Genomic DNA, 10,197 nt, shown 5'->3' on the forward strand with positions numbered 1-10,197 from the left:
GTCCGCGCCTGTGGTCCGCGTGCCGACCGGGTTGCGGCTCAGTCCTTGCTGAAGCAGTACAAACGGTACGAGATGTCGCCGGAGGCCAGTTGCCGGTAGAGACGCGACCCGGGCGACACCACGATCTGACGGCCGATCGGCCGCAGCGGTGCGGGCAGGGCGTTGGTCACCGTCTGCAGGTTCGCATCCGCGGTCAGGTCCAGGCCGCGCAGCACCTCGGCGTCGATGACCCGCTGGTCGATGACGCGCAACTTGGCCTCGGCGATCCCCTTCTCCCAGTCGGCCATCTGCTCGCTGCTGCGCATGTCCGTGTAGAGCATGCGTCCGCCCGGCCGCAGGACGCGGTAGACCTCGTCCATGAAACGCCCGAAATCGAGGTAGACGTGGGAGGCCTCGACGTTGACCACCGCGTCGAACGACTCGTCAGCAAACGGCAGATTCTCGGCGTCCCCGTGCACGAACTCGAGCCCTGGCAACACATGTCGCTTCTTGCAGTACGCGATCCCGTCAGGGTTGAAGTCGAGGCCGGTGTAGGAGGCCGGCTTGAAGGTGCGGGTCAGGTAGGACGCGCCGCCGCCGTGGCCGCAGCTGATCTCCAGGACGTCCTTGTCGGCGATGCTGGTGTCGGCCTGCGTGGCCGTGCGGTGGTAGAGGTTGATGTGGTACCGGTTGGGTTCGTCTTCCTTCGCCAGCGGCAGATTGACCGGCGGATCCTCTTCGTATCCCCAGTTCAGGAACGTGACGTCGTCGGCCTCGAGGCGACGGCTGATGAACGGATAGAAGAATTTCCTGCTGAGTTTGCGGACGAACGGGACGTTGAGTCCGCGGGCGCCGACGAGGCGTTGACCGACCGGGTTGTGTCTGAGGGCGTCGCGAGCAGCGTCGACGAGGTTCGAGTTCTGGTCGGCCATGGCACGGAGTATGCCAGCACGCTCGAGACATCGGCAATCTGCGGTGGCGGCGCCCAGGGGTGGCCGATTGCTTTACTATGCAGAGGAATCAGCGCTGACCGCCGGTCAAGGGAGCCCGGCACGCAGTGCTCGCCGCCAAGTTTGCCATGTCTGGGCGTCGATCTGGTCCAGGCTGATCAGCAAACATCACGAAATGGTTGCTAGATTTTGTTCAGCAACCTACATTCAGTGTCGGCCCGTCACATCTTCTGGAGGAACTTTCATGCGCGTCGGTCGTCGGTCGGCTGTAGCCGGCATCGTGTCCCCTCTCGCAGCTGCTGCGATCGCCCTGGGGACGGCGACGCCGGTCACCGCGGCCGTGGCGCCCGCACCCGTGCCGGCGTGCACCGCCGACGCGAAGTGCACCGCACTGCTTCTCGGCGGTACCGGCAGCGGGCGGCTGACCGAGGAGCAGATGCGCAATGCGCTCGACGGCTACTTCGACGACGACGACCGCTTCACCCTGAAGAACGTCCGCTACCCCGGCACCTTCGACTTCCTGCCGTCGATCGGCATCGGCTCGATCCTGCTCGCCGGCGAGCTCAACAGGGTGCTGGTCGAGGACCCCGACGCACAGATCGTCATCGGCGGCTTCTCGCAGGGCGCGGCGGTGGCCAGCCAGCTGCTCTACCGGCTCGAGTTGATGGGCGCCAACGCCCCCGACAAGGACCAGGTGCGGTTCGTGCTGGTCTCCGACCCGTATCGCGGGCCGAACACCGGTGTCACCAACTGGCTGGCGCCCGCCACCAAGTACGACATCATCCTCGTCGCACGCGAGTACGACGGCATCGCCGACGTGCCGGATCGCTGGTGGAACGTCCTGGCCAACTGGAACGCCTCGCTGGGCGCGCTGTACCTGCACGTCTCGACCACCGAGGTCAATCTCGACGACGTCCCCGAAGAGAACATCACCGTCTACGAGCCCAACGCCAAGGGCGGCGTGATCACCAAGTACCTGGTCCCGACCGAGACCCTGCCCCTGGTCAGGTTCATGCCGTGGCTCAAGCCCTACGAGGAGACGCTGAAGCGCATCGTCGACGCCGGCTACAGCCGCAACGACGCCAAGGACGACGAGGAGACCCAGTCGCTGCGCTCGGCGAGCCGTCAGCTCGAATCGGGCACCCCCGCCGACGAGGCGCCCGAGCAGACCGCCGGCGCCGAGGACGGCACCGACGTCCAGCCCTCGTCCGACGGTTCGGAGGAGCCGACGACCCCGGTCGTCGACGAGCAGTCGAAGGCCGGTGCCGAGCCCACCGACGAGGCCGACGAGAACGACTCCACCGATCCAGCAGCAGACCTCGAGGCCGATGACGAGACGGCCGCCACGTCGACGGGTTCGCACCGCGCCAAGCGCGGCAGCGAGAGCAACAGCGTGGCCGCGATCAAGAGCCGGCTCGCCGACGAGGCCAAGGCCGAGGCCAAGGAAGCCGAGAAGGAGGCCGCAGACGAGGCGGCCAACGACGACACCGGGAACACGGCCACCGAGGCCGCGGGTGCCGGTGAGTCCTCCGGTTCCGACAACAGCGGTTCCACCGGTGGTTCCGAGCGCCGCGGCAGCGCCGGCGGCGCGGCTGCGTGAGCCGTCTGCAACATTTCCTTGCGTATCCTCGATACCACTAGGGAGATGTCGCGCCTGTAGCGCCGAGCGCAGGGCCCGCCGTCGATAGGTTCTCGCCGGTTAGGGATGGTCACACCATGTTGTCGTCAGTTGTGCGGCCCGTCATCAGAGCTGCGGTCGCTGCGGTCGTCGCAGGTGCGTCGCTCGGGGCCATGACGGTCACGGCGGCCCCCGCCGCGGCGCAGCCCTGCTCCGACGTGACGGTGGTGTTCGCCCGCGGCACCGGCGGTCCCGCGGGCCCCGGCGCCGTCGGAGCCAACTTCATCGAGAAACTGCGTACTCGCCTGGCGGACAAGTCGATCGACGTCCGGCCGGTGAACTATCCGGCCGCCTGGGACTTCAAACCGTCGGCGTCGGCGGGCGCGGCCGACGCGCGGGCGCAGATCGAGTCGATCGCCGCCGCCTGCCCCGACACGCAGATCGTGCTCGGCGGCACGTCGCAGGGAGCCGGGGTGGTCGCCCTGGTCACCGCGGTCGACGCACCGGTGCGCGGATTCACCCCCGCGCCACTGCCGGACGCCGTCGTCGACCGGGTGGCCGCGGTGGTGGTCTTCGGCAACCCGGTGCGCAAGATGACCGGCGGCGGCCCACTGGACGTGATCAGCCCACGCTTCGGCGCGAAGACCCTCGACCTATGCGCCGACGGGGACCCGTTCTGCTCGCGGGGGCTCGACTTCCTGGCCCACGGAGCCTACCCGCGCAACGGGATGACCGACCACGCAGCCGACTTCGTGGCCGCCCGGGTCAGGTGAGTTCCTAGAGGTCGGCCGGACCGAACCACGCCCGGTTGCCGTACGTGTCGAGGTGCACCACCTCGTCCACCGGTCGCCGGGTGGTCGGTCCGTAACGGCCCTTCGGCCAGCCCAGCGGGATGACGCAGCACGGTGTGACCGACAGCGGCAGCTTCAGGACGCGTCGGGCCGAGGTCAGGTTCCACAGCGGCAGCGTGATCAGGGAAGCGCCCAGGCCCATGGCCCGCGCGGCCAGCAGCAGATTCTGCACACTCGGGTAGATGGACCCGTAGAACCCGGACTCGGCGGCCGCCGGCTTCGGCGTGAACGGGATCCTGCCCTCGCGCGCGGTGAGCTTCAGGCACGCCACCACGAGCACCGGGATCTCGGTGAAGTGGTCGAGTTGCCACTCGATGGCCTTGACCGTCTTGGCCATCTCCCGGTCGTAGCTCGCGACGTCGCGAATCTTGCTGTGGTAGAAGGCCCACCACGCCACGCGATAGCGCCGCGCCAGCTTCGCCTTGATGCGCGGATCCTTGACGACGACGAATTCCCAGTTCTGCCCGTTGGATCCGTTGGGCGCCCGCAACGCGAGTTCGATGCACTTGAGCACGATGGCGTCGTCGACCGGATCGGGACGAACCCGCCGGATCGCGCGCTGGGTCATCATCGCGTCCACCAGCGGCATGTTCAGCGCCGCCAGCGCCTCCTCGGTACCGGGGATCTCAGCCATGCGCGGCGATCCAATCCGTGGTGAAGCGCTGCGCCGCGGGAATCTCCTGCCCGAGTTGGGAGATGATGAACCGTTCGATGGCGCCGCCGACGAGCGGCAGCTTCACCGCGAGGGTGCCGGTGAAGCGCAACCGGGAACCTGTCGACTGCGGGGTGATCGCCGCAGTGCCGGTGGCATGCAGGGGCGCTCCGGTCGCGGTGACCACGGCGTCGCAGTGCAGCGAGTCCCCGGTGCGGCGCCATTGCTCGTTCCGGATCACCCGGAGCCCACCCGGGATCGCCTTGGCCATGATGCCGGGCAACATGTCGCGGCCCATGTCCTGCGTCGTCGCCACCGTGATGGAGCCGTCCTGCCCCACCGTCAGCTCGTCCAGGTGGATCGAGTCCTTGCCGAACTCGAACAGGCGTGCCCGCCAATAGGTCTCGTTGCCGAAAGCGGCATGGATGGCGTCGACGCCGGCCGTCGAGTCGGTCGTGACGTCAAAGGGCCGCGGCACCGCTGGTCCTTCCTGCGCGAGGGTGGGTCATTTCCTGCCGAACACCTTGTCGGCCAGTCGGGCAGCGAAGCGCCGTGCCTCCTCGACCTGTTCGTCGTTGATGTTGGTCGGTGGCAGCTTGACCCCGAGATAGCGGTCCTTGTACTCCCCCGACCCCAGATAACTGGTCAGCGAGAGCATCGAGGACAGTTCGCCTCCCGGGTAGGTGAAGTGGATGCTGTCGACGAAACGCCCGCCCTTCTTCTCGGCGAGCTTGCGCACCCCGGCCAGGTTCTTCCGCCACTTGCGCCGGCACACCACGAACACCGCGAAAGGCTTGCCGTCCAGCAGATTGCGGGCCTCGTGCGACTTCAGGAAACTGCGCAGCGGCATCGACACGGTGTCCCACCACGTCGGCGAACCGATGCAGATCAGGTCGTAGTCACCGGTGCGCACCTCGTCCGGGGTGCGGATGTCCCCGGTGACCCCGCGGGTCTGGGCCGGAAGCACACTGAAGAAGTCCGGCCACACGTTACGCATCGGGAAGCGGCGGAACTTCTCCGAGTACTTCGGATCGGTGAACTCGATGGGGGCACGGTCGACGAGGTAGCCACGCTTGCGGAACACCTCCTCGGCGGCGTCGAGGACCTTGGTGGTCTGTCCGGTGTAGCTGTAGTACAGCAACAGGACCCGCGGTTTGCGGTCGTCGCCAATGTCGCCGACAGCGTCGGTCATCACCGCTTCTCCCCTCTTGCCCGGGACCGGGCGTCGATCGCCGCCCCGACGTGCAACACGCGGGGTCCGGCGAATAGCCTCACACATGTGACGAACAAAGTTTCCGTCGACCTGACCGGCCCCGCGAAGACCATGCTATCCACCCTCTACATGAAGGCACTGGACGCTGATTTCGATGAGCCGGTCCTGGGCGACCAGTTCGCCAAAGAGGCCATCGCCCGGATCGACTACGACTGGGACGAACTCGGTATCAGCGGTAGCTGGGCCCCGCTGCTGACCGTGCGCACCGCCCAGTACGACATCTGGGCTCGCCAGTTCCTGGCGGCCAATCCCCGCGCGACCGTCATCCACCTCGGATGCGGCATGGACACCCGGGTGTTCCGGCTGGACCCCGGACCCGAGATCGCGTGGTACGACGTCGACTTCCCCGGTGTGATCGAGCTGCGCGCGAAGGTCTATCCCGCCCGTCCCGGGTACCAGCTGATCGCCAGCTCGGCGACCGATCCGTCGTGGCTGGAACAGATCCCGGCCGACGCGCCGGTGCTGTTCCTGGCCGAGGGCATCAGCATGTACCTCACCGAGGAGGAGGGCATCGCGCTGCTGCGGCGCGTGGTCGAGCGCTTCCCGTCCGGTGAGGTGCAGATCGACTTCTTCAACTGGCTGGCCATCAAGTCGCAGAAGACGCAGACGCTGGTGCGCAACTCGAACTCGACCCTGCACTGGGCGGTGAACCGGCCCGACGACATCCTCGACCAGGTGCCAGAGCTGCGGTTGCTCGCGGCCACCACGTTCTTCGACGCCGCCACCTTCGCGCGGGTCTCCGGTGCCTTCCGGGTGGCCAAGCGGTTGGTGCGTGCCGTGCCCGCGCTGCGCAAGTCGTTGCAGTACCACCGCTTCGCGTTCGGCACGCCCGGCTGACACGGGTCAGGCCGGTGAGTGCATCGAGGCGAAACGCTTCAACAACGCCTCGATCGCCGCGATCGAACGCTCCGGTTCGGGGCCGTGTGAGTGGTACTCGACCATCAACTGCCCATTAAAGATCTTGCTGGTGTAGATCTCGATGCCCGCGTTGACCTGGAAGTAGAGTTCGCCGTGGCTGGCGGTCAACTCGACGTCCGGCGGGGTGCGCATCGGCGGGATCACCCCGTTGTCGGTGAACATCACGACGTCGGGCATACCGGGCGGATTGCCCACGTACTGCGGCGAGAAGTGCAGCATGGACTGTTGGATGACGCCCTCGCTCAGGTCTTTCCGGAAGGTGTCGACGATGTCGCGGGCCAGTTCGACCGGATCGGTGCTCTCGGAGATCTCCGCCAGGTAGGTGGCCACTCCTACCGGGTTGGTGCAGGCGGTCGCCGAGACCGGCGGGGACAGCACGTAGCGCAGATCGACGGGATACACATACGGGACGGGGATCTTCGGGGTGTTGCGCAGCTGCCACTCGGCCATCAGGATCGCCGCCGACAGCAGACCGTTGACGCCGAGCTTCTGTGAGCGGCTGAACGCGATCAGGTTCTCGGTCTCCTGGACGGAGAGCTTGCAGTACACCATCGGCACCAGCATCGGGAACGGCGGCGTCTCCGACGACGCGGCGCGGCGCGACGGCGGCAGGTCGTAGGTGAACATCGCCGCCATCAACCGCTCCAGACCGGACCGGCCCTTCTTCTCCACCCCTCGGTCGGCCAGGATCGTCTCGAGCGAATCCGGGGCCGGCGCCACCGTGACCGGACGCATCGAACCGGTGGTCACCAGGTCGGTGTAGTTCGACAGCATCTTCTCGATCAGGCTGAACTGGTGCTGCCCGTCGGCGAGGCTGTGGTGGATGTAGAGGATGATCTGGGTTTCCTCGCCGCGCCGGATCACCCGGCAGGCGACCAGACCCTGGGTCTGGTCGAAGAAGATCGGCGGAGCCTCGGCGGCGGGGTCGTCGAGCTCGATCACCTCGATGCCCGGATGCAGCAGGTCGTCGACCACCAGCGCGAAGCGGCCGTCGGCGTCCTTCTCCAGGTGCCCACCCAGTGCGGGATGGGCCTGCAGCATCGCGTCGAACGCCGTCGACATCGCGTCGACGTCCACGGGCCCGCGCACCGTGGCACCCAGCCCGATGAAGTTCTGGGACTCGGCGTACATCTCCTCGCTGCGCGCCAGCTTGCGGATCACCGATGACGGAAACACTTGACGACTCCCCACGACAGATCGGGCACGGTCGGATACCGGAGCTTGCCGGCTACCGCATGCTGGCCCGGCGATATCCGAGGGCCAACGGTACCGTGCAGGCCACGATGATCCCCACCGACCAGGCGATCGTGCCCAGCAACGGCTGCAGGACCGGTCCGCCGATCGACAGCCCCCGCATCGTCTCGACCACGTAGCTGACGGGTTGGTGTTCCACGACCGGCTGGATCCAGTCCGGGTACTGGCTCAGCGGCACCAGGCCGGTGCAGAAGAACAGCGTCGTGGCGGCCAGCAGGTCGGTGGCCTCGACCGCGATGGTGTTGGCCGAGTACAGCGCCAGGGTGAACACCACGACCGAGAACGCCATCCCGAAGATCACCGGGATGAACACCCACGCGACGGCGCTGAGCAGTCCCTGTTCGAACCGGAACCCCATCACCATGCCGGCGACCATGATCACCAGCGTGGTCACGAAGATGCGGATCGCGTCGGCCACCAGGCGCGACAACAGTCCGGCCGCGCGGTGCACGGGCATCACCCACAGCCGCGACAACAGACCGTCGGCGCGTTCGCGCATCACCCCGATGGCGCCGATGATGGCGCCGGTCATCGCGCCGATCATCGCGATCAGCGGCACGCTGCCGTACAGCGCGCTCTGCCCGGTGACCGCGGAGACGCCGTCTTCGAACACGATGTTGATGGTGATCAGCAGCACCACGGGCATCGCCAGCGACTGCGACATCGTCGAGATGTCCCGGCTCCAGCGGCGCAGGATGCGGGCGGTCAACACGCCGGTGTGCAGGGCCAGACGCCGGGGCGAGTTCTCCCAGGCCGGCGGGAGGCGGTGGCGGCCCGAGCCGTCGCCGCGCACGGAGCGTGAAGGCGAGGCCGGCCACAGCTCACCGGCCGGTTGCGTGTCGTCGGAAGCCAGCGAGGTCATTGGCGCCTCGCAGCCACGAGAGCGTGCAGCGGGATGAGCGCCACGACGATGCCCACCGCCCAGATCAGCGCCGGGCCGATCACCGACCACGTCACCTGCGGCGCTGTCGGCGTGGTGTCACCGGCCAGCGCGCGCAGCGCATAGACGAACTGCGACACCGGCTGATTGCGGACGAACGGCTGGATCCACTCGGGGAACCGCTCGATGGGCTGTACGCCCACCGACAGGAACCCGAAGATCAACTGCGGCAGCAGGATCAGGTGGGTGGTCGCCTCGGGGTTCTCGGTGGCCGTGCCGATGAAGTCGCCGAGGATCGACAGCGCGAACCCGACCAGCAGTGACAGCGCGCAGAACGCGACGATGTAGGCGATGCCGTTGTGGAAGCGGAAACCGATGACGTGACCGCAGGCCAGGGAGACCACCATCGCCACCGTGCAGCGGTACAGGCTCGCCGACATCCGCGACGCGAGCGGGGTCAGCGACGGGATCGGCATCGCCTTGAACCGGCGGTTGATGCCCAGGCCCGCGTCGCTGGCCGAGCGGAACGCCGCCGACACCGCGGCGAAGGTGATCGCCACGATGACCACCATCGGCGTGAGGAACTGCGCGTAGCTGCTCATGCCGGTGGCCGCGCCGGTCATCTCCTTGAGCGGGATGTAGAAGCCGACGGTGAACATGATCGATCCCGCGACCAGCGTCGCGACCTCACCGTTGCGCAGCGTGGGGGTGATCATCCGGACGGTGAGCACCCACCACTGCTGCAGGACCGACGTCGGTGGCCGCTCGCCGAGATCTGCTATCGCGTTGGACGTCACGGCACCGCCTCGGCGACAGCAGGTTCCGACGCGTCGTCGGCATCGGAGTTCTCCGACGAATTCTTCTGCCCGGTCAGCGCCAGGAACACCTCGTCGAGCGACGGGCGCCGCAGCGCGATGTCGAGAAGCTCGATGTTCGCCTCGTCGAGCAGATGCAGGGCCTGCATCAGTGTGTTCGGCCCGTCGGGCGCCGGGATCGAGATGCGGTCGGCGCCGTCGGCGATCGCGGCGCGGTTCTGCTTCGGCAGCAGCGGGCCGAGCGCCTCGGCCATCGCGGCGGTGTCGGACAGCCGCCGCGGCACGATCTCACAGAACGTCCCGCCGGTGCGTTCCTTCAGTTCGTCGGCCGTGCCCTCGGCGATGATCGTGCCGTGGTCGATCACGATGATCCGGTCGCTGAGCGTGTCGGCCTCTTCGAGGTACTGGGTGGTCAACAGGGTCGCGATGCCCGCTTCCTTGAAGTCGTTGACCAACTCCCAGATGCTCTGCCGGCTCCGCGGATCCAGGCCGGTGGTCGGCTCGTCGAGGAACACCACCTCCGGGCGCACGACCAGACCGCACGCGATGTCGATCCGTCGGCGCATACCGCCGGAGAACGTGCTGACCGACCGGTCCCCCGCCTCGACCAGGTCGAAGTGTTCGAGGAGTTCCGTCGCGCGGGTGCGCGCATCGCTTTTCTTCAACCCTCGCAGCCGGCCGAACATCACCAGGTTCTCGCGCGCGGTCAACAGGTCGTCGAGCGCCACGTGCTGACCGGTCAGCATGATCGATTCCCGCACCCCCGCGGGATTTTTCTGCACGTCGTGGCCGGCCACGACGGCGCGCCCGGCGGTGGGTTTGGTCAGCGTGGACAGGATGCTGACCGTGGTGGTCTTTCCTGCGCCGTTGGGGCCGAGCAGCCCCAGCACCTCCCCTTTGCCGACCTCGAAGGTGACGTCGCGCAGCGCGTGCACCGTCCCGAACGACTTCTTGAGGTCCTCGACGACGACGGCCTTCTCCATGCCGGTCACGGCAGCTCCTTCCGG

At 67.5% G+C, this 10,197-nt stretch carries 11 protein-coding genes; 3 read left to right on the forward strand and 8 right to left on the reverse strand.

The features are described from left to right. Positions 1-38: 38 nt before the first annotated feature. Positions 39-911 (reverse strand): phthiotriol/phenolphthiotriol dimycocerosates methyltransferase, encoded by an 873-nt coding sequence (locus ACAG25_RS13270; RefSeq protein ID WP_370488914.1) that lies wholly within the window; start codon positions 909-911, stop codon positions 39-41. A 262-nt stretch (positions 912-1,173) separates the two neighbouring features. Between ACAG25_RS13270 and ACAG25_RS13275 the strand changes: the two genes are divergently transcribed. After that, complete coding sequence (locus ACAG25_RS13275; RefSeq protein ID WP_370488915.1) at positions 1,174-2,529, forward strand: PE-PPE domain-containing protein; 1,356 nt, start codon at positions 1,174-1,176, stop codon at positions 2,527-2,529. Between the two features lie 116 nt (positions 2,530-2,645). Then, positions 2,646-3,320, forward strand: coding sequence for a cutinase family protein (locus ACAG25_RS13280; protein WP_370488916.1), 675 nt, complete (start codon positions 2,646-2,648; stop codon positions 3,318-3,320). Between the two features lie 4 nt (positions 3,321-3,324). On the opposite strand, the gene ACAG25_RS13285 is transcribed toward ACAG25_RS13280, so the two are convergent. Genes ACAG25_RS13285 through ACAG25_RS13295 form a run of 3 tightly spaced genes read right to left on the reverse strand, consistent with a single transcriptional unit; the run spans position 3,325 to position 5,242 of the window. Then, the gene (locus tag ACAG25_RS13285; RefSeq protein ID WP_370488917.1) at positions 3,325-4,032 is read right to left on the reverse strand and encodes a nitroreductase family protein; all 708 of its coding nucleotides are present in this window, start codon (positions 4,030-4,032) and stop codon (positions 3,325-3,327) included. After that, entirely contained in the window at positions 4,025-4,528 is a 504-nt protein-coding gene (locus tag ACAG25_RS13290; RefSeq protein ID WP_370488918.1) for a DUF2505 domain-containing protein, read from the reverse strand. Before ACAG25_RS13290 ends, ACAG25_RS13285 begins: the two co-directional genes overlap by 8 nt. A gap of 27 nt (positions 4,529-4,555) precedes the next feature. Further along, positions 4,556-5,242: a flavodoxin family protein gene (locus ACAG25_RS13295; protein WP_370488919.1), complete on the reverse strand. Its 687-nt coding sequence runs from the start codon at positions 5,240-5,242 to the stop codon at positions 4,556-4,558. An 87-nt stretch (positions 5,243-5,329) separates the two neighbouring features. Here ACAG25_RS13295 and ACAG25_RS13300 point away from each other — a divergent pair, with 87 nt between their 5' ends. Next, positions 5,330-6,160, forward strand: coding sequence for a class I SAM-dependent methyltransferase (locus ACAG25_RS13300; protein ID WP_370488920.1), 831 nt, complete (start codon positions 5,330-5,332; stop codon positions 6,158-6,160). A gap of 6 nt (positions 6,161-6,166) precedes the next feature. Here the strand turns inward: ACAG25_RS13300 and ACAG25_RS13305 are convergent, their stop codons facing one another. Genes ACAG25_RS13305 through ACAG25_RS13320 form a run of 4 tightly spaced genes read right to left on the reverse strand, consistent with a single transcriptional unit; the run spans position 6,167 to position 10,182 of the window. After that, positions 6,167-7,417: an acyltransferase gene (locus ACAG25_RS13305; protein WP_370488921.1), complete on the reverse strand. Its 1,251-nt coding sequence runs from the start codon at positions 7,415-7,417 to the stop codon at positions 6,167-6,169. A gap of 52 nt (positions 7,418-7,469) precedes the next feature. After that, positions 7,470-8,357, reverse strand: coding sequence for an ABC transporter permease (locus ACAG25_RS13310; protein WP_370488922.1), 888 nt, complete (start codon positions 8,355-8,357; stop codon positions 7,470-7,472). Next, positions 8,354-9,172: an ABC transporter permease gene (locus tag ACAG25_RS13315; protein ID WP_370488923.1), complete on the reverse strand. Its 819-nt coding sequence runs from the start codon at positions 9,170-9,172 to the stop codon at positions 8,354-8,356. The genes ACAG25_RS13310 and ACAG25_RS13315 overlap by 4 nt, the downstream gene beginning before the upstream one ends. Further along, positions 9,169-10,182 carry an ATP-binding cassette domain-containing protein gene (locus ACAG25_RS13320; protein WP_370488924.1) on the reverse strand — a complete coding sequence of 338 codons (1,014 nt, stop codon included), beginning with the start codon at positions 10,180-10,182 and terminating at the stop codon, positions 9,169-9,171. The genes ACAG25_RS13315 and ACAG25_RS13320 overlap by 4 nt, the downstream gene beginning before the upstream one ends. Positions 10,183-10,197: the final 15 nt, after the last annotated feature.

The sequence above is a fragment of the Mycobacterium sp. pV006 genome (assembly GCF_041287115.1).
In the GTDB taxonomy this organism is placed as follows: domain Bacteria; phylum Actinomycetota; class Actinomycetes; order Mycobacteriales; family Mycobacteriaceae; genus Mycobacterium.